General features: G+C 69.9%; 12 protein-coding genes. 7 read left to right on the top strand and 5 right to left on the bottom strand.

Features of this window, described 5'->3' with window-relative positions; translation table 11 throughout:
* Window positions 1-27 precede the first annotated feature (27 nt).
* Window positions 28-1,068 (top strand): zinc-dependent alcohol dehydrogenase family protein, encoded by a 1,041-nt coding sequence (locus OG589_RS23835; RefSeq protein WP_405139642.1) that lies wholly within the window; start codon window positions 28-30, stop codon window positions 1,066-1,068.
* A 21-nt stretch (window positions 1,069-1,089) separates the two neighbouring features.
* A complete protein-coding gene (locus OG589_RS23830) occupies window positions 1,090-1,680 on the top strand; it encodes an MFS transporter (RefSeq protein WP_405139640.1) in 591 nt (196 codons plus the stop codon).
* A gap of 319 nt (window positions 1,681-1,999) precedes the next feature.
* Here OG589_RS23830 and OG589_RS23825 read toward each other — a convergent pair whose 3' ends face one another.
* Window positions 2,000-5,695 (bottom strand): FHA domain-containing protein, encoded by a 3,696-nt coding sequence (locus OG589_RS23825; RefSeq protein WP_405139638.1) that lies wholly within the window; start codon window positions 5,693-5,695, stop codon window positions 2,000-2,002.
* Between the two features lie 49 nt (window positions 5,696-5,744).
* Window positions 5,745-6,188 (bottom strand): HPP family protein, encoded by a 444-nt coding sequence (locus OG589_RS23820; protein ID WP_405139636.1) that lies wholly within the window; start codon window positions 6,186-6,188, stop codon window positions 5,745-5,747.
* A 282-nt stretch (window positions 6,189-6,470) separates the two neighbouring features.
* Here OG589_RS23820 and OG589_RS23815 point away from each other — a divergent pair, with 282 nt between their 5' ends.
* The 3 genes from OG589_RS23815 to OG589_RS23805 all read left to right on the top strand — a co-directional run bounded on the left by OG589_RS23815 (window position 6,471) and on the right by OG589_RS23805 (window position 9,633).
* The gene (locus OG589_RS23815) at window positions 6,471-6,719 is read left to right on the top strand and encodes a hypothetical protein (protein ID WP_405139634.1); all 249 of its coding nucleotides are present in this window, start codon (window positions 6,471-6,473) and stop codon (window positions 6,717-6,719) included.
* Between the two features lie 573 nt (window positions 6,720-7,292).
* A complete protein-coding gene (locus OG589_RS23810) occupies window positions 7,293-8,591 on the top strand; it encodes an MFS transporter (RefSeq protein ID WP_405152108.1) in 1,299 nt (432 codons plus the stop codon).
* Window positions 8,592-8,685: 94 nt separating this feature from the next.
* Window positions 8,686-9,633, top strand: coding sequence for an endonuclease/exonuclease/phosphatase family protein (locus OG589_RS23805; RefSeq protein ID WP_405139632.1), 948 nt, complete (start codon window positions 8,686-8,688; stop codon window positions 9,631-9,633).
* 39 nt (window positions 9,634-9,672) lie between these two features.
* On the opposite strand, the gene OG589_RS23800 is transcribed toward OG589_RS23805, so the two are convergent.
* A complete protein-coding gene (locus tag OG589_RS23800) occupies window positions 9,673-11,424 on the bottom strand; it encodes a carbohydrate-binding module family 20 domain-containing protein (protein ID WP_405139630.1) in 1,752 nt (583 codons plus the stop codon).
* 139 nt (window positions 11,425-11,563) lie between these two features.
* Window positions 11,564-17,365 carry a pullulanase-type alpha-1,6-glucosidase gene (pulA, locus tag OG589_RS23795; protein WP_405139628.1) on the bottom strand — a complete coding sequence of 1,934 codons (5,802 nt, stop codon included), beginning with the start codon at window positions 17,363-17,365 and terminating at the stop codon, window positions 11,564-11,566.
* 602 nt (window positions 17,366-17,967) lie between these two features.
* Here pulA and OG589_RS23790 point away from each other — a divergent pair.
* Complete coding sequence (locus tag OG589_RS23790; RefSeq protein ID WP_405139626.1) at window positions 17,968-18,552, top strand: hemerythrin domain-containing protein; 585 nt, start codon at window positions 17,968-17,970, stop codon at window positions 18,550-18,552.
* Between the two features lie 99 nt (window positions 18,553-18,651).
* On the opposite strand, the gene OG589_RS23785 is transcribed toward OG589_RS23790, so the two are convergent.
* Entirely contained in the window at window positions 18,652-19,326 is a 675-nt protein-coding gene (locus OG589_RS23785; RefSeq protein WP_405139624.1) for a hypothetical protein, read from the bottom strand.
* A gap of 17 nt (window positions 19,327-19,343) precedes the next feature.
* Here OG589_RS23785 and OG589_RS23780 point away from each other — a divergent pair, with 17 nt between their 5' ends.
* Window positions 19,344-19,643: a hypothetical protein gene (locus OG589_RS23780; protein WP_405139622.1), complete on the top strand. Its 300-nt coding sequence runs from the start codon at window positions 19,344-19,346 to the stop codon at window positions 19,641-19,643.
* The last annotated feature ends 86 nt before the right edge of the window (window positions 19,644-19,729 follow it).

The raw sequence follows: 19,729 nt of genomic DNA, 5'->3' as shown, positions 1-19,729 counted from the left end.
GACTTCTCGCAACCAGGAAAGGGCCACATGCGAGCCACGTTCATGTACGGCGCCGGAGACGTTCGCATCGAGACGATCCCGGACGCGGTCATCCATCAGTCCACGGACGCGGTGGTGCGCGTCACCCGATCTTGCGTCTGCGGGTCGGACCTGCACCCGTACCGCGGCCTGCCGGCGACCCCGGAGGGCACGACGATGGGGCACGAGTTCGTCGGCATCGTCGAAGAGGCCGGCTCCGAGGTCACCACCGTGAGGAAGGGCGACTTCGTCATCGCCCCGTTCGCCTGGTCGGACGGCACCTGCGAGTTCTGCCGCGAAGGCCTGCACACTTCCTGTGCGCACGGTGGGTTCTGGAACGACGGCAACGGCACTCTCGGCGGCCAGGCCGAGGCGGTGCGCGTCCCGCAGGCAGACGGCACCCTGGTCAAGGTTCCCGGCATCACCGAGGACTCCGCGTCGCTGCCGTCGCTGCTGACCTTGTCGGACGTGTACGGCACCGGCTACCACGCCGCCAAGCGGGCGAAGGTCACGAAGGGTGACACCGTCGCGGTCATCGGCGACGGCGCCGTCGGCCTGCTGGCCGTGCTGTCGGCCAAGCAGCTGGGAGCGGAGCGCATCATTCTCATGGGGCGCCACAAGGATCGCACCGACCTGGGGGTCGAGTTCGGGGCCACCGACGTCGTTCCCGAGCGCGGCGAAGAGGGCATCGCCAAGGTCCTTGAGCTCACCGGCGGCTTGGGTGCGCGCAAAGTCCTTGAGGCCGTCGGGCACATGCCCGCCTACGAGCAGTCGGTCGGCATCGTCCGTCCCGGCGGCATCATCAGCCGCGTTGGTGTGCCGCAGTACGACCAGGGCCCGATCGGGTGGTCGTTCTTCGGCAAGAACACCACCCTGACGGGCGGCCCCGCGCCGGTGCGCGCCTACATCGAGGAGCTGCTGCCCGGCGTCTTGGACGGCACGGTCGACCCGGGCAAGGTCTTCGACCGCACCGTCGGCCTTGAGGAGGTCCCGGACGGCTACAAGGCCATGAACGACCGCACCGCCCTCAAGGTCCTCGTCCGCCCGTAACCCCTTCCTGGGACCGGCCCGGTGCTGCTGACCGTGAGCTCCCCCGAAGGGCGTGAACGCGTCCGGGCCGTGGCCTGGTACGGGGCGACCGCGGGGATCGGCGCGAGCCTGGGCATGGTCATCGGCGGGGCCGCCGCGCACTGGGTCTCCTGGCGGGCCGGCTTCTTCATCAACGTGCCCATCGGCGCCGCCATGATGGTCCTCGCACCAAGGGTGCTGCCGGAGACCGGCCGGGCCGCCGGCCGCTTCGACCTGTTCGGCGCCCTCTGCGCCACCCTCGGTGTCGGCGCCTTGGTGTTCGGCATCATGCACTCAGCCGAGGCCGGCTGGGGCAGCCCGACGACCATCACCGCGATCGCCGTCGGGTTGGCACTGCTGGTCGTGCTGGTACTCAACGAGGCCCGCGCCGCACAGCCGATCATGCCCCTGCACCTCTTCGCCAGCCGGGAACGCGTCGGCGCCTACCTGGCCCGGCTCCTGTATCTGGGCGCCATGATCGGTTTCTTCTACTTCACCACCCAGTACCTGCAGAACGTTCTCGGCCGCCCCGCCCCTGGAGGAGAACGCTTCCCGGCTCGCTCGCGACGTGCGTTCGCCCGAGCGCGGGCGTGAGCCAGGTCGGCATCGTAGATGCCCTGATCGTGCGGGCGCATGTTCCGCTTCAGCTTCCGCGAGATCGTCGAGGGGCCCGCCCCAGCCGTCGAGCGATCTCGCGTATCCCATGCCAGCCACTTCGCGACCATCAGGTTGAAGTAGCGGCGACACGACACCCCGCCGGGGGAGCGGAGGCCGGACCCCACGGTCTCCGCTCCTCCGCCGGACTCGCCATCGCCGCCGGCCCCTCCGACAGGGATCGGCGACGCAGCCACCTCGACGCAAGGTCGGTGCGGTCCGCGGATCGGCGCCGCTGATCCCTTGTCGCGATCGAGCGTCAGTCGGGAAGCGGTAGTGGACCGCCGTGGCCGGGCAGGCCCCGGTCGGCCGGGATCGTCTCCTCGACGGCACCGTCGGCGGTGATGCCCTGGCCGCGGGTCTGCTCGGCGAGGCGCTGGTAGTAGACCGAGACCGCAGCGAGCGCCTCGCGTGCCGCGTTCAGCAGCGTGGCTCCCGCCTGCTCGACGACGTCGGCCTCGTGGATCTCGAACGCCCGGATTCCTTCCAGCGCAGCGGATTTCAGGTCGCGCAGCAGTTGGACGTCCACGTGCGTGTAGATGCGGCACAGCGCCGTGACCCGCCGGAAGTCGTCCCCGGCGAGCAGTAGCTCCATAACGGCGGATACGGAATGCCGGACCAGCCCGGCATCCGACCGCGCGGACATGGCGGCGAGATCGGTGTCGAAGGACCGGATGTCCAGGTGTGGGTCGCAGAAGCCGACGGTGAGTTGCCACAGGGTGCGCAGGTCCTCGTGCACCAGCCCGTCCAGATAACTGACCAGGAACCGCCGGTGCGCCTCGAGGACGTACTGCGCCTTGAAGGGCGTCAGCTCCCGGGGATCTTCGCCCAAGGTGGTGACCGACGTGGTGAATCCGTAGTCGGCGGTCAACGAATTTTCCATGCCGACCAGCAGGTACACGAACCGTACCCAGGTCCGGAACAGTTCTTCCAGCGGCAGCGCGTGCAGACCGTCCTCGGTGAGCACCACGCCCCACCGGGCGCCGAACTGCAGCCGGCGCAGATGGCCGATCTGGTACATCGCGAGTTGGGCGTCGATCTCGGCGTGCGCGTGGTGCAGCACTTTTCGATACGCCGCGGTCGCGTCGAGCCCGACGTGATTGCGGATGATGTGCGGTCCGCCGATGTGCAGGTGCAGGAATTCGCTGACGTCGAACACCGCTCCGCCGATCGCCATCCAGTAGCCCGCGTCGGAGGTGTTGTGCTGCGCCAGATCCGACACCTCGAAGCGAGGACCCTGCTGCACGTGGCCCAGATAGGTGGTGAAGACGTCCGTGCCCAGACGTCCGTCGGCCACCAGTTGGCGGAGGAATTCGCGGCCGTCGCCGGGCACGATGTCGGTCAACGCCTGGAGTACGGAGACGGCGAACCGTGCGCTGCCGCACACGTAGACGAATGCGCCGCGGCCGCCGTCGTCAGTGGAGCGCAACAGCTCCCACAGTGCGTCCGCCTCGGCGCGGATCACGTCGTCCACCCGGCGCCGCTGTCCGGCTTGGACGACGTGGCGCCGGCCGTCGAATCCGATCGCGGCATCGGCGCGGGAGAACGCGACGGAGAGTTTCAGCCGGCCCGCGGCCGCCGCCGCGTCCAAGTCCGTGTGCTCGACGAATCCCTCCGGCGTCCGGATCCCCAGATAGAGCCGATTCTCGCCCGACCCGGTGCGCGCGGCGACGAAGCCCAGGAACGGGGCGATCCCGGAACCGGCCGCGAACATGACGACGGGCCGGGCAGGGTCGGCCGGCAGCCGGAACCGGGGCGTGGGGACGATCTGCAGCGACAGCCGGTGCCGACCCTCGACGCTCGCCCGGCGCAGGAAATGCGATGCCGTGCCTTGCCGTTCCCGCGGGTACGACCACGGCGTCCGGGCGGAGGTGTAATGGAGGCCGGCGACCACCAGTTGCAGCGTGGTGGCCGGTTGGCCGGGCGGCGGCGCCGAGGCGATCGAATACAGCCGGAACGGCTCGGGCGCAATCACCGCGCAGAACGCGTCATCCTCGCGTGAATCCGCCTTCCACAGCCGGGTGACGTCATACCCGCCCGCGTACAACAGGTTCAGGACGTCCCACAGCTCCCACTGGTCCTCCATGCGGGCGTCCACCACGCGCTGCCACGGGCCCACGGCCGTCAGTTTCGCCAGCCGTTTCGCCACGTCCCGTCCGATCGGCCGGAGCCGGGCGAAGCGCAGCAATGTCCGCAGCGGCAGCACGTCGACCTCGCCGTAGCCTGCCCGGCAGGCCACCGCCGCTCGCCACTTCGGGGTGAGCCGCACCAACTCGTCGCCGGTCGCCTGCAGAGCGGCGACGGTGCGGCGCACCAACTCGTCGTCGTTCTCGGCCAGCACGCCGACCCGGTCACCGGGCAAGTGGTGCACGCCCTGCCCGGTGACGTCGATCTCCAGATAGCAGGTCCAGGCACCGGACTCTCCGGTGACGACACGGCCCCGGCGGGCGGTCCCCAACACCACCGGCGGACCCACAGGCGGGCGGCGCTCGTCGCGGACGACGGCCAGCTGGTCGTCCACCTTGTCCCAGGTCCGGTCCTTGAACAGTCCGGTGAACCGGGCGCCGGTCGTCACCTGCCGGCCGACCTTGAACGCCACCTCCAGAAAGCCGTACGCCTTGATGCGGTGCAAGCCCATCCAGCCGCGGTCGCCCACATAGGCGTCGAGCATGGCGTTGTAGATGCCGCGCAAGGTGCTGCTGCGGGTGTCCTCGACGTACTGGCGCACCGACACCTCACGCAACGCGGCCACCAGCTCCTGCCAGTGCCGCGGGAAAAATCCGGCGAGGTAGACGCTCTGTTGCCCGACCAGCGAGCTGTAGCTGCGGCGCTCGAGAAACGCGTCCAGCGCGTGGATCTGCGGTTGCGCGGTGCCGCTCGGGCTGGGTGCGCCTTCGAAGATCGGGACGCCCGCGGTGCCGACCGTCTTAGCCCACAGCACCTGATCCAGCGGATGCCGGGCGCGGGGGTTCGGATCGATCTGCGGATAAATGGCCTGGGTGACGTGCTGCAACCGGTCGAGGATCACCAGTAGCGCGCTCTCCAAGGCGGCCGGATCGTCCGCGACGACGGCCTCCTGAGCATCCAGCATGGCGCCCAGCACGGGCGTGAGCCCCATCGCGAATTCGGTGGTGGCCAGGTAGAACACCCGCTCCGCCGCGTTGTTCCAGGTCGGCACGAGCAGGTCCATGTTGTCCAGCACCCGCGGCCCGGCGGGATCGCGCAGCCGCCAGTTGTAGAAGAACAGATCGATGTAGGAGACGGCCGGGATCTTCTTGCCCAGCCGGCGCGAGACCGTGGTCCACGGTCGCAGCAGCGACTCGGGCAAAGCGGTCGGCGGATCGATCGCCATGTACTGATAGGCGTGGGCGAAAACGCCGAGCAGAGTCGAGGCGCGCAACAGGTATCGGTCGGGCAACGCCTCGGGCCGGGCGTCGAGCACCGGCATCGCATCGAACGCCCGGCGCAGCGATAGCCGACGGAACAGGTCCGGGAGCTGGTCGGTCATCTCGTCCCAGGCTCGGTGCGATTCCGGGAAGGCCAGCAGCGGCGGCTCGGCTGGCAGATATCCATGCGCGAGCGAAAGGAATCCGTCGAGTTCGTGCCCGACTCGCCGGTTGTGCGCCTCGGCGGCCTCCACCACGCGTCGTGCGGCGATACGTGGCGGCGCAACCGGCCGCAGTACGGTCAGCTGGCCGAGCGCCGTCGCCTCCGGGTCGAAGAACGTCCACGTCAGCTCATATCGGCCGATGCGCACTCGATCCCCGGGGACGAGCACCCGGCGCGTCACCCGCGCGTCGTTCACGTAGGTTCCGTTGGAGCTGCCGAGATCGGTGAGCACCAGATGGCTGTCGGCGATCTCCAGCCGCGCGTGGCGCCGGGAGACGGTACCGTCGTCCAGCACCACCGCCGCCGCACCGCTGTCCCGGCCGAGAGTGGCCGGCAGCGCGCACACCCGCTCGCTGGTCTCTCGGGTGTGCCGATCGGTGAGAATCAGCCGGAGATCAGGAATGGTAGATCACCGCACGGCACAGATCGGCCCGGGACAGCGTGCCCACGAGAGTCCCGTCGTCGACCACGGGAAGCCTTCGGATCCCGCGCTCGAGCATCACGATCGCCGCCCGGGCGAGTTCGTCGATCGATCGGACCGTCGCCGTGTCGCGCACGACGAGGGGGTCGATGACGCGGTCGGCGAGGGCGCGGCCCCGCTCCAGGAAAATCTGAAACGCGTCGGCGAGCGTGCCGCCGGCGGCGGTCACGTCGTCGAAGCCGGGCAGCATGGCCCGCACCAGGTCCTCCTCGGACAGCGACCCGACGAACCGGCCGTCGTGGTCCAGGACCATCAGCTGGCCGACCTCCGACACGCTGACCATCTCAGCCGCCCGCCGGATGGTCGCGCCGAGCCGTATGTAGGCCGGGAACGCCGTCATGACGTCGCTGACCAGCACGCCACCTCCCAGGTCCGCCCTGTGGTCGTCCCGCACAGTCGGTTACCTGGCCATTTATCCGAAACAATCATCCGCGAGTATAAATCCATCACGAATGCCGTGTACACCCACTGGACAGAGTCCGCACGTACGTCAGGTCGGCCACCCAACGCCGGTTCGGCGTTGGCGCGTTGAAGACGACGATTTGCCGCAGCGGCGGGTACACCAGCGGCATTCGCCCCCCGGTGAAAATCACCTACCGGAAGAAGTCCGCCAACGCCAAGTCCTACGGACACCGGATCGTTGCACGATGCCGAGTACCACCACCTCATCCGCCTGCAGCTCGGCGGGGACACCAACGACCCGTACAACCTGTGGGTCGAATCGCCATCACCCGGCCAGAAGACCGGCGCCGGCCCCAACAACCCCAAGGACGCGGTCGAGAGCCGCCTGCACAGCGCGATCTGCAGGGGAACGGTCACCCGGGCGGCGGCGCAGCAAGTCATCGCCAGCGGTTGGAGCATCGCCGAATCGGTCCTGCATCTACGCTGACGGTTTCTGCGGAATCCGTGCGCCGCCACCCGGCTCATTGCTTGGTGGTTCACCAAGCAGGTACGCGGCCTCGGCGTCACGATCAACCAGATCCGAATGGATCGCCAGCTCGAAGAAGCTCGCACCCGCCGCCCCGACGCGCTCCACATCTCCGCCATCTTCGGGAACACGCCGCCATCCGCTACGCCGACGCCGCCCGGCGCCTGCTCTCGACCGCCTTCCACCACCTGGGTTCGGAATGTCGAGCTTCTCCCCTGGCTTCAGCACCGTGACTTCCAGCTTGGATGAGCGCGAGGGTGACGGGGGCGGCTGCTTGCTCGCGTCACGCCTTCGTGCGTCGGCAGCCGGGGATTGGGCGTCCCCCTCAGGGCTTTGTGTGCCGCAGGCGGCCGCCACCAGACCACGGCTATCGCCGCGTACGCAAGGATCTTCACTTAGCCGATGATCCGCTAACCCGGGAACGCCGTCCCAGCGCGAGAAGGAATCGTTCCCATCGTGGCGAACTCAGCCGCTACCTGTATTGGTCGCCCACCACGTAGGCGATTTGCCCTCGACTGGGGCCGGAGGGCGGCGATGTTTGGCATTGCTAGGGTTTTGGCTATGCCGCGGCTGGTGGGTCTTCCTGGGTATCGGCGGTTTTGGGGGGCGTCGACGGTTTCGGCGTTCGGTACCTATGTGACGACCCTTGCCCTGCAGATCCTCGCGGCGGTGACATTGGACGCCACGGCCACCGAGCTTGGCCTGCTGAACGCGGCCCGCTGGGTGCCGTACCTGCTGATCGGCCTGGTCGCCGGAGTGATCGTCGACCGCTACCGGCGCAAGCCCATCCTGGTCGGCACCGATCTCGCCCGCGCCGTACTGCTCTGCGCGATCCCCCTGCTGTATCTCGCCGGCCTGCTCACCCTGCCGGCGCTGATCCTGTTCGTGATGGCGTTCGGGACGCTGTCACTGTTCTTCGATGCCGCCGACCAGGCCTTTCTTCCCCGATTGGTGCCGTCGGCCATGCTCACCTCCGCGAACGCCAGGCTGGAGCAGTCCGACGCGGTGGCCCAGACCACCGGCCCGCTGCTCGCCGGAGCGCTGATCAAGGCGGTCGGCGCACCGTTGGCCATCCTGGTGGACGCCGTCTCCTATCTGGTCTCCGGCCTGTTGATCGCCTCGATCCGCGTGGCCGAGCCGGCGCCACCACCGGGCGAGCGCCGCAGCCTGCTCGCCGAGCTGCGTGAGGGGACCTCCTGGGTGTACCGGCACCGGATGCTGGCGCCGATGGCGCTGAGCGGGCACGCCTGGTTCCTGTTCCACAGCATGCTCGGGACCGTCTACGTGCTGTACGCGCTGCGCGGCCCGGACACCGGTGGGGTCGGGGTCGGGGAGTTCCAGCTCGGCGTGACGTACGCGTGCGCCGGCGTCGGCGCGGTCCTCGGCGGAGCCGCCGCCGGCCTGTCGGGCAGGCGCTTCGGCGTCGGCCGGACGATGATCCTCACCCGGGCTCTCATGCCGTTCGCCTGGCTAATGGTGCCCTTGGCCGCGCCCGGTCCGGCGGCTTTGGTGATGCTGGCAGCGGGGCAGTTCCTGTTCTGGGTGGTGATGGGAATCGAGGGCCCGAACGAGATGGCCTACCGCCAGTCGGTCACCCCCGACCGGTTGCAGGGCCGGATGAACACCACGATCCGCTCCCTCAACCGCGGCGCGATCGTGGTCGGTGCACCGCTGGGCGGTCTCATCGCCGACGTGACGAGCTACCGCACCGCGCTCTGGACCGGCATCGGTGGCCTTGGCGTGTCGGCCGTGGTGCTGGCCTGCTCCTCAGTCCGCCACGCCGACATACCTCTCGAATCGCCTACCCCGAGTGAGCTGTCAGCTCAGAAATAGTGGCAGTCCGCCTCATTACCCGTAAGCGTGGCCAACCCCTGTGTAGGTGGTCATAGTGGAACGGCGGGGGGTCACGGACGTTCAGGGAGGGCTCGTGGTCGTCGTCGGCACGTGGAACGTGGAGAACCTGTACCGGCCGGGGGGAGAGTACGGTCCCCACGACGCGGTGGCGTACCAGAAGAAGATCGCGGCGCTGGCCGGCACGATCACCGCGATGGGGCCCGACGTCCTCGGCGTCCAGGAGGTGGGCCAGCCGGAGGCGCTGGCCGACCTGGTGGCGGCGCTGGACGGCGAATGGCACACCGAGCTGTCACCGCATCCGGACGCGCGGGGGATCCGGGTGGGAGTGATCAGCCGCCTCCCCGTGACCGTCCTTGAGAACGTCACGGCCTTCGCCGCCCCGCTGGCCGCCGTGCAGAACGCCGACACCGGCCCCGCGAGCGCCCAGACCAGCCGCGGCATGCTGGCCGTACGCGTCGAGCTCGCCGAGGGCGTCACGCTGGACGTCGCGGTCTGCCACCTGAAGTCCAAGCTGCTGAGCTTCCCCGGCGGCAGGTTCCAGGCCCGCGACGAGGGCGAGCGGGCCAGGTACGGCGCGTACGCGCTGTACCGGCGGGCGGCCGAGGCCACCACGCTGCGCGGGCTCGCGGACCGGCTGGTCGGCGGGCACGGGCAGGACCGTCCGGTGGTCGTCCTCGGCGACTTCAACGACGAGCCGCAGGCGGCCACCACGCAGATCGTGCTGGGGCCGCCCGGCTCCGAGCTGGGCACGGCCGGCGCGTTGCGTCCCGACCGGGGGGACGCGTGGCGGTTGTGGAACCTCGCCACCCTGATCCCCGAGGCCGAGCGCTACTCGCGGATCCACAACGGCCGGGGGGAGCTGATCGACCACATCCTGGCCAGCCGCGCCCTCATCGAGCGGGTCGAGGAGATCAGGTCGGTGGTGGGGCACGGCCTTCCGTCGGTCACCGAGGACCCGGTCGGCCGCCGCGACGCCGCGGACTCCGACCACGCCCCGATCGTCGCCCGCTTGCGGCTGTGACCGGGGTGGGCAGGCCGGGTCGCGGCCTGCCCACGGTGCTCAGCGCCAGGTGTCGTCGCGCGTGGCCGTGCCGCCGCCGGGGGTGGTGAACGACCGGTTCGGGTCGCTTTCCCAGGTGACGGAGCCGTCGGTGTTCTTCTTGATGTACTTGTACTGGACGGCCGTGTTCGCCGGCAGGCTCACCGTGGCCCGCCAGATCGGATACGTCGCCGACGACAGCGCCACGGCGCTCGCCGGGTTCCAGTTGCCCAGCTCGGGGACGTTCCCGACCACGAAGACGTTCTGCCCCCACGACGTCGTCACGTTCGCGTTGAATGAGGTGGCGACGGCCGAGGAGGTCGGGGTGGGGGACGGGGTACCGGTCGCGCCGACCCGGATGGCGACCGCGCCCTTCGCCGGCACGGTGACGCTCGCGGTGCCGCTGGAGCTGACGGTCACCGAGCCGCTGCCGGTCAGGTTGGTGTACGTCCCGGCGGGCAGGCCGGTCGTGAAGGTGCCGGAGTAGGACCCGGAGCCGTTGTTGATGGCCACCCATCCCTTGGCGCCCCGGCTGAAGGCGATGACGCTGGAGCTGGGGGCGGTCCAGTTGGCCACCGAGGTGCCCTTGACCGTGTTGTGGAAGCCGACCATGCCGTTGATCGCGCCGTCGCGGTGCAGGCAGGTCCATCCGCTGGAGCAGTTCGCCGCCGTCACGTAGCCGTTGCCGTCCGAGGGCGGCGAGGCGTCGTTGTTGCTGAAGGTGAAGCCGTCGTAGATCTGCGGCGTGCCGAAGTTCCAGGCCAGCTGGAAGATGTTCGCCAGGTTGTAGGTGGAGCCGCTCTTGTAGGTGAGGGTCGAGCCGTTGCGCTCGGTGTCATGGTTGGTGACGAAGGTGACGGCCTTGTCGCTCGGCTGCATCCCGCCCCAGCTCGCGCCGAAGGTCTGCAGCTCGGAGATGTTTCCCTCGAACTTCTGCTTGAGGTAGCGCCCGTACTGGAAGTCCAGCACGTCGCCGAGCCCCGTGTACTGGCTCGGCTGCACGGCCTCGCCGGCGCCGTAGATCACTTCCTGGAAGATGTACGGGGAGCCGGTGACCTGGCTGTAGATCGCCCCCACGTCGGCCGGGCTCATGTGCTTGACCGCGTCCACGCGGAAGCCGTCGACGCCGAGGCTCCGCAGGTCGTTGAGGTAGGTGGCGATCCGCGATCGTACGTAGCTCGCGCCGGTGTCCAGGTCGGCGAGGCCCACCAGCTCGCACTTCTGCACGTTGTTCGCGCTGCCGGTGTAGTCGCCGTCGTGGATGGTGTTGTCGGAGTTGCCGCAGGCGTTCGGGTAGTAGTGGAAGTCGGCCGACGAGTACGTGCCCGTGTAGGTGTACTTGGAGAAGCTCTTCCCGCCGTACGACGTCGAGCCCTGGCCGGTCATGTGGTTGATCACCGCGTCGGCGTAGACCTTCACGCCCGCCGCGTGGCAGGCCTGGACCATGGACGAGAACTGCGCGCGGCTGCCCATCCGGCTGGTCAGGTCGTAACCGGCGGGCTGGTAGAGCTCCCACCACGAGTGGGTGCCGGACAGCTTCATCGAGTCCTGCGGGGGCGACACCTGGACGCCTCCGTACCCGGCCGGGCCGAGCACGTTGGTGCACTCGGCGGAGACCGAGGGCCAGTTCCAGGTGAAGAGGTTGGCGATGACGTCGTTCGTGCCGGACGGGGCGGCCTGCGCGGAGCCGGTCGTCAGCGGGACGACGACCAGGGCCAGCAGGAATGCCAGGACGGCGGTGATGGTGAGGGGGCGGGATTTGTAGGATCTCACGTGGGGCCTCCAGGTTCGATGGATGCGATCCCGTGCCGGGCCGGGTGCTGCAACACCTGGCCCGGCGTGTGTCCCTCCCCGCCGGTGGACCGCCGGCACGGAGCCGGCCGGTCTCGCGGCGCGGGAGGGGTGGGTGCGCCTACGACCGCACGAAGACCGCGACCGTACGGGCCGGGACGGTCAGGGTGCCGGTCGAGGAGTCGAAGGCGGACTGCCTGACGACGGCGTCGTCGGAGGCCGCCTGGACGGGATGGAGGGTCACCTGGGTTCCCTTCAGCGCGGCCACGGTCTGCGACCGCGTCTGCGGCGTCGCGTTGAAGACGACGGTGATCGACTTCCAGCGCGGGTCGACGCCGGAGGAGTCCAGGTGCATGGTGAGGACGCCCGGGGTCTCCGTCGCGCCGCTCGCCGGGAAGGACAGCCGCTTCTGCACCTCGGCCAGGGAGCCGAGCGAGAACGCGGGGGAGGAGGAGCGGATCTTCAGCAGGTCGCCGAACCGCGCCCGGGCGGCGCCGATCGCCGTGCAGTCGGGCTTGAGCGCCGGATCGGCCAGCAGCGGCCTGGCGTACGGCCATTTGGCCTCGTTGTCGGCCTTCGGCGGCAGCCCGGCGCCGAACCCGTTGCCCGCCGAGCAGTCCCACAGCAGCCGGTTGAACCAGTCGCCGGAGTCGAAGGAGTTGCGGTCCAGGGACTTCGACCGGAGCCGCTCGGTGCCGGCGTTGAGGAACGCCGTGCCCTGCGACAGCATCATCGACGCCAGCGAGAGCGACTGCATGCGCACCCGGTCGGCCATCGGCGTCGCCTGCGGCAGCTTGTAGGCCAGCGCGTCGAACAGCGTCTCGTTGTCGTGGGCGTCGACGTAGTTGACCGCCTCGCCCGGGGCGCCGGTGTACCCGGCGGGGGAGCCGTTGTAGTCGACCTCCGAGCCCTTCACCTCCTTGCCCGTCGAGGCCGTGAACCGGAAGTCGCGCAGGTTTCCGGTGAGCCCCACCTTGACCAGGTCCTGGTAGTGGAGGAGCCGCGCCTCCTGCTGCTCCGCGGTGCCGTTGGCCGGGGAGCCGTTCGGCGAGCCCGCGAGGCCGGAGCCGAAGCCCTGCACCCGGGGGTCGGCGTCGAAGGGCCCGCCGCCGCGCACCGCGTCGCGCAGCCGGTCGTTGAACGTGCCGATGCCGGTGCCCGCCATGTTGGCCTGCGTGGCCTGGACGAAGCGGGCGTTGTCCGCCACCTCGCCGAAGTTCCAGCCCTCGCCGTACAGGATGATCGACTTGCCGTCGACGCCGTCGCGCGCGATCGTCAGCTTGTCGAGCGCGGCCCGCACCGCGAGGATGTTCGCCTTCGGATGGTGGCCCATCAGGTCGAACCTGAACCCGTCGACCTTGTACTCCTTGGCCCAGGTCACGATGGAGTCCACGACGAGCTTGCCCATCATGGCGTTCTCCGGCGCGGTGTTGGCGCAGCAGGTGGAGGTGGCCACCGTGCCGTCGTCCAGCAGCCGGTGATAGTAGCCGGGCACGATCCTGTCCAGCACCGACTTGGGGTCCTGACCGGCGGCGTAGGTGTGGTTGTAGACCACGTCCATCACCACCCGCAGCCCCGCCCCGTTGAGCCCGGCCACCATCGACCGGAACTCGCCGATGCGCCGTGATCCGTCCGGATCGGTGGAGTACGACCCTTCCGGCACGGTGTAGTGCACCGGGTCGTACCCCCAGTTGAAGGAGTCCTTCGCGGCGGTCTTCGCGACGCAGTCCTGCTGCTGCTCGGAGTCGGCGGGCATCGAGGACAGGTCGCAGGACGGCTCGGTGCGGTCGGCCCTCTTCTCCGGGACGCTCCCGATGTCGAAGGCGGGCAGCAGGTGCACGTGGGTCAGCCCGTCGGCGGCCAGCGCCTTGAGTTCCTTCATTCCGGCGGAGTCACCGGTGAAGGCCGCGTACGTGCCCCGCTTCGCCGCTGGGACGGTCGTGTCGGAGGCCGAGAAGTCGCGCACGTGCAGCTCGTAGATGGACGCCTTGTCCTGGCTCACCGCCTTCGGCTTGCGCAGCGAGGTCCATCCGTCGGGCCGCAGCGAGCGGTCGGAAAGGTCCACGAGCTGGCTGCGCACCGAGTCGGCCGCGAGCGACTGGCTGTAGGGGTCGGTCACCTCGTTGGTCACGACCTTGCCGGCCGCCGGGGCGTACACGGTGACGAGGAAGGTGTAGTACCGCCCCTTCCAGGTGGGCATGCCGCGCACCGACCAGACGCCGGTGGCGTCGTCGCGCCGCATCTGCTCGACCGTACGTCCGCCGCCCGAGGCGTCGCGGTAGAGCGCCAGCTCGACCTTCCGCGCGGTCGGCGCCCACACCGACAGCGTGGGCGACGCCGACCCCGTGGACGGCCAGACGGGCCCGAGGCCGGCGGCCGAGGCCTTGGCGTACAGGTCGTCGAGCACGCCCGCGATCTGCACGCCGGTCGCGGTGAGCAGCACGCCCGCGGCGTCCCGCTCGACGGCGACGACCTGGCCGCGCAGCGCCCCGCGCACGAGGTCGGCGTCGCGCGGGTCGACCTTGAGCGCCGCGTACGAGGCCAGGTGCGGCCACTTCGCCTTCTGGGCGTCGGTCAGCCCCGCGCCGGCGGTGAGCCGGACGAGGCGGATGTCGCCGGTCAGGTCGCCCTTGGCGTAGGCGATGTCGCCCTTCTCGGAGAAGGCCAGCGCGTAGTGCGACGCGGCGGAGGGGGTGAGGTTCCATGCGACGGTGTCCCGGTCGATCCAGACGGCCTTCGCCTTGGACAGGTCGGCGTCTGCGCCCCGCGCCGGAGGCTGCGGCAGCAGGTAGCCCTCGGTGGCGGCCAGGCGCCAGACCTCGTTGCCGTCGGTGGCGAGTTCGAGCGACTGGTTGTCTGGAAGGTCCTTCTCGTCGCCCTTGTGGATGATGTAGCTCAGGCTCGTCGCCCCCTCGGCCAGTGGCACACGGTAGTACGCCCCGAAGCCGTCGGTCCCGGCCGGCTGGACGGGCGTGGCCCACTCGGTCGGAGTGGCCGCCCCGCCCCACACGTGCAGCCCCCAGCCGTCGTAGTTCCCGTCCGCGCGCCGGTAATGCAGGATCGCGACGTTCTCCGCGGCGGCCCGGCTCTTGTAGAGCCGCGAGTCACCGGACTTGACGTACGTCTCCGGCTGCGTGGCCGGGGTGAACGACTGGTCGGGGCCGGGGTCCTTGGTGTCGCCCTTGTGGATGATGTAGTTCAGCGGCACCGACGCGTCCTTGAGCGGCACCTTCCAGAACGCGCCGAAGGAGTCGGTGCCGTCGGGCTGGCGGGGGGTCGCCCACTCGGTGCCCGCGCCGTCGGCCAGCGCGTCGCCCCAAAGGTGCAGGCCCCACCCGTCGTAGTCCTTGCCAGGACGGCTGTAGTGGACGGTCGCGTACCCCTGGGCCGCCGCCCGGGAGGCGAACGTCTCGGGCTTGCCCTCGGCCAGCCACACCTCGCCGTTCTTGGCCGGGTTGACCGTACGGTCGCCGCCGTCCTTCTCGTCGCCCTTGTGGGCGATGATCCCGACGCCGGTCGCGCCCGGCTTGAGCCTGATCCAGGCGAAGCGTCCGAAGGAGTCCTCTCCGGTGAGCGGCAGCGGGGCGCCCCACTCGGTGGGCTGCTCGACGTCGCCCCACACGTGCAGGCCCCAGCCGTCGTAGTCCGAGCGCTGGTAGTGCACGACGAGCCAGTCACGTGTGACCGCGCCGGGCTCCTCGGGGACGGGCGCCGCGCCGACGGTGGCCGTCTCGCTCGCGGAGGCGAACCGGCCCGCGGAGTCCTTCACGACCGCCTTGTAGGTGATCTTCGTACCGGCCGCGAGGCCGCTCAGGTCGTGGAACACCCGGAACGTACGGCCGGCGGCGGTGACCGTGGGGGCGTCGTCGGTGCCCAGCACCTTCCAGGGGCCGTCGCCCGCCTTGGCGGCGAACGTCACCTGGTCGAACCCCGTGCCCGGCACGGTCGCCGTGACCGGGATCCGCCCGTCGCCCTCCGGGCCCCTGATCTCCGCGCCGGGGAGCGCGATGGAGACGGCGGGGGCGGCGGCGGGGGCGGCGAGCCTGGCCGAGGCGCGGTAGACGACCGCCGAGAGCGGCGGGACCGTCACGGCGAGCCTGCGGTCGGAGGCCGAGGTGGCCGTGGCCGCCGCCTCGCCGTAGACCTTGGTGAAGGCCATCCCGGCGGAGTAGGTCGGGATGGCGGCGGTCGCGGCCGCCTTGGCGTTGTTCACCGCGACGACGTACTCGACCTGGTCCTTGGCGTCGATGCGGCTGAAGGCGTAGAGGCCGTTCTCGGCGAGGCGCTCGACCTGGGCGCCGTCCGCCAGCGCGGGGTGGGCGTCACGCAGCTTCCCCAGCGCCGCGATGCCCTGGTAGAGCGGGTGGGTCGCGACGAAGTTGTCCTGCGCGTGGGTCGCGGTAGTGCCGATCAGGTCGTCGGTCAGGTAGCTCTGGGTCCGCGAGGCGAACATCGACTGCCGCGCGTCCTTGTCACCGCCCTTGCCGGTGAACCCCTGCTCGTCGCCGTAGTAGACCACCGGCTGCCCTCGGGTGAGGTACATCAGCTCGTGGGCGAGCAGGTCCCTCCTGAGCAGTTCGCCGTCCGGCGCGCCGGGGTTGTCCTGGCTGATGAACCGGCCGATGCGGCCCATGTCGTGGTTGCCGAGGAAGGTCGGCAGCGAGGCCGCGTTGCTGTCGGCGTCGGTGTGGTAGTCGTCGCCCGCGTAGAGCTGGGCGAGCCGCGCCGCCCCGGCCGTGCCGCCGCTGAACGAGCGCGCCGCCTCCTGGAAGGGGAAGTCCAGCGTGGCGTCGAGTCCGCCGCGCGTGGAGTAGCGGCTGGTCTTCGCCGGGTCGCCGGAGTACACCTCGCCGAACATGAAGAAGCGCTTGTTGCCGAGCTGGGCCGCGTAGCCGTGCAGCGCGGGGGAGAAGCGCTCCCAGAACTCCATGTTGACGTGCTGTGCGGTGTCGATCCTGAAGCCGTCGATGCCGGTGTCGCGCACCCACGTCTTGTAGATGTCGGTCATCCCCCTGACGACCTCGGGGCGCTCGGTCCACAGGTCGTCGAGGCCGGAGAAGTCGCCGTACTCGTCGGTCTCGCCGCCGCTGAAGGTGGAGTCGCCCCTGTTGTGGTACATCAACGGGTCGTTGAGCCAGGAGGGCGTCTTCACCCCCTTCTCCGCGACCGGCGTGTACGGGAACGAGTCCGTGTCGACCTTGGGGAAGGTGTCCTTGCCCGCGTAGTCGCGGTCGTCGAACGGCCTGCCGTTGACGTCGACGTACGGGTAGGCGGCCTTGGACCGGTAGGAGTAGGCCTTCTCCTTGTAGTCGACGGCGTCCGCGGTGTGGTTGGTGATGATGTCGAAGAAGATCTTCATCCCGCGCTTGTGCGCCTCGCTGACGAGCTGCTTCATCTGCGCGTTGGTGCCGAGGTGCGGGTCTATCGAGGTGAAGTCGGTGATCCAGTAGCCGTGGTACCCGGCAGAGGCGTCGGCCCCCTTGCCCTGGACCGGCCGGTTCTTGAACGAGGGGGTCAGCCAGATCGCCGTGCTGCCGAGGTTCTTGACGTAGTCCAGCTTGCCGATCAGCCCGGCGAGGTCGCCGCCCTGGTAGAAGCCCTTGTCGGTGGGGTCGAATCCGGTGCTGAGCCGGTCGCCCGTGAGCCCGCCCTTGTCGTTGCGGGTGTCGCCGTTGGCGAACCGGTCGGTCATCGTGAAGTAGAACCGCTCGCGCGACAGATCGGCGCGCAGGGCATCTCGCGCCAGGTCCTTGTCGGAGGGGTCCGCCTTGCCGCTCAGCGCGGATACCAGCGGTTTCCCGGCGTCCGGGGCTGGAGAGCCGGGGGCGGCGAGGTTGGTCACCGCCTCGGGGGCGGCGGCGTGGGCGGGGGACACGGCGGCGAGCGGCGACGCGGTCAGTACCGCTGCGAGGACCGCGGCCACCAAGTGGCCGGGCCCGCGTGCGGGAGACCTTCTCGCGGACCGTGGGGGGAAAGGCCAGACCACTGGAGGCTCCACGGGTCGTATTTCATGGGTGTTGCCCGGAAGTTACTCACAAGACACGATCTATGCAATGCCTTACTGAAATTTCCTGAAAATAACCAATCGGCAGGACATGGGACTGGAAGTCGGCCGGTGTCGATGTCGAGCGGCTACTCCGCCAGGTGATTTACTGATTACCGGCTGTGGTGTTTCCGGTCCCCACAAAATAGCCGCAATGCCGGTAAGTCGCCTGGATGTGGAGAAATATGCTGTACGTCTTCTTTGGTGGCATAAATGGCGATTTGGGGCTTTGGCGGCAGCCGTTCGTGCGGAGCTCCAGGGTGGGACGCCGTCCGCTGTGCCCGGGCCGATCCCTCGGGGGCGCCCGATCCGGGGCCTCCGGCCGCCTTGCCGCCACGACCCGCTCCGCGCCTTTCCGTGCTTTCCACCGCCGCCGCCCAGGTGTCTGGCCGCGCCCGCACTGCGCGTTCCGCCACCTGGGGTACTGACGCGTTCGGCACCCCCGGTGAAGGTAAGCGGACGGTTCTCGTAAGGAGGACGATATGGACGACCGTCACACGGCGCCTGAGCTGTCGAGCGAGAATGACGTCGTTGACCTGCTACTGCGTCAGCACGGCATGATCACCGAGCTTTTCGACGAGGTCGAGCGGGCCACCGGCCGCGAGCGGGGCGAGGCGTTCCACCGCCTGGTGCGGATGCTCGCCGTGCACGAGACCGCCGAGGAGGAGATCGTGCACCCGTACGCCCGGCTGAAGCTGGAAGACGGCGACACGGTGGTGGACCGGCGCCTCAACGAGGAGCGGCAGGGCAAGCTGCTGCTCAGCCAATTGGAACGGCTGGGGACCGACCACCCCGAGTTCTCCCGCAACCTCCGGGCGCTGCGCGCGACCGTGCTGGCGCACGCGCGGGCCGAGGAGCGTGACGAGTTCGCGCTGCTGCGTGCCCGGACGAACGAGGCCGAGCGCCGCGCCATGGCGGCCGGGGTGAGGGCCGCCGAGGCGATGGCCCCCACGCACCCGCATCCCGGCATCGAGTCGGCCACCATGAACATCTTGCTCGGCCCGCCCGCCGCCATCGTCGACCGCACGCGCGACGCCATCAGAAAGGCCATGAACGGCCGACCCTGACCCCGTCCTGCCTTGGCCGGCCCGGCATGATGCCTGGGCCGGCCCGGGCGGTCTATGCGTGGGCGGGACCGGGCGCTCATGCCTGGGCCGGCCTGGGAGTCAGCCGGTGGACTCAGGGGTACGGGGGGTCGGGCGGGCGCCGGGCGGTATCCGCACCGGGATCTCCCCGCCCAGACGCGCCCCCGACGTGAGCTCCAGGTCGTCGCCGCTCCAGAAGCGGCCGGGGTCGTACCAGTTGGGGTTGCGCCCGGTGGGGAGCAGGCCCATCTCCTGGTACGTCGCGGCGACCACCTCCGCGCAGTAGGCGGTCTCCAGGGCGGCGTCCCTCGCGCCCCGCCTGAAGACAGGCACCCGGCCGCGCAGCCAGCGGCCGGCGAGCCGGGCCGTCGAGGGGAACGGCGTGCCGTCGAGCCGCGCGATGGCACGCAGCAGCCCGTCCTCCATCTCGCGGGTGACCGGCCGGTCGAGCTGGCGCAGCCACCCCCGCTGCCCGTACTTCGTCGCCCAGACCACCACCGCGTCGCGCAGATCGTGGAGCTGGACCCCGCGCTGGTGGGTGCCCGACCACATGTCGGGAAGCGACCGGCCCAGCTCGGCATGCCACATCAGCGGGGGCAGGTCGTCGATGACGACCGACATGCCGACGTGGTTGACCGGGCTGTTCGTCGTCATCTGGATGGCCCGGTCGGGCACCGTGCGCCCCCGGAACAGCCAGACGTCCCCGGTGCGTGTCAGGTCGAGGGCCTCGTCGAGGCTGATGCTTACGCCAGACATCCCATTAGCCTAGGGACATGCGCTGGTGGAAGATACTCGGCTTGGCAGGCTTCGCGGGAGTCGCGGCCACGGGGGTGGTGATCGCCCGGGCGGAGCGCCGCCGCCGCGCCTACACCCCTGAGGAGATCCGATCGCGGCTGCGCGACCGCCTCGCCGAGGCCTCTGCGATCGGCACGACCACGCCGCCCCCCGCCCCCGAACCTCTGGGCGCGGGGGGCCGCCTCCGGTCATTGCTCCACTCCCGACTGAACCCAGCAAAAGCCCTGAACACCCGCAAGTTAACGTGGCCCCCCTCGCTGCCCCGCCAACGCCGCTGACGAACCGGCGGGCCAGTCCTCGCCCAGACCGTGCGGCGGAAACCACAACTTCAGCCGGTGGAACCACAACTTCAGCTTCAGCCGAT

Origin of the sequence: Sphaerisporangium sp. NBC_01403, assembly GCF_045040145.1 — a bacterium.
GTDB classification, from domain to species: domain Bacteria; phylum Actinomycetota; class Actinomycetes; order Streptosporangiales; family Streptosporangiaceae; genus Sphaerisporangium; species Sphaerisporangium viridialbum.
The sequence above is the reverse complement of the archived record's forward strand: the minus strand, read 5'-3'. Positions and strand labels throughout refer to the sequence as shown.

Coding starts and splice junctions, on each gene's coding strand:
- OG589_RS23780 (WP_405139622.1), top strand. CDS start 19,344: ATGCGCTGGTGGAAGATACTCGGCTTGGCAGGCTTCGCGGGAGTCGCG.
- OG589_RS23810 (WP_405152108.1), top strand. CDS start 7,293: ATGTTTGGCATTGCTAGGGTTTTGGCTATGCCGCGGCTGGTGGGTCTT.
- OG589_RS23835 (WP_405139642.1), top strand. CDS start 28: ATGCGAGCCACGTTCATGTACGGCGCCGGAGACGTTCGCATCGAGACG.
- OG589_RS23785 (WP_405139624.1), bottom strand. CDS start 19,326: ATGTCTGGCGTAAGCATCAGCCTCGACGAGGCCCTCGACCTGACACGC.
- OG589_RS23790 (WP_405139626.1), top strand. CDS start 17,968: ATGGACGACCGTCACACGGCGCCTGAGCTGTCGAGCGAGAATGACGTC.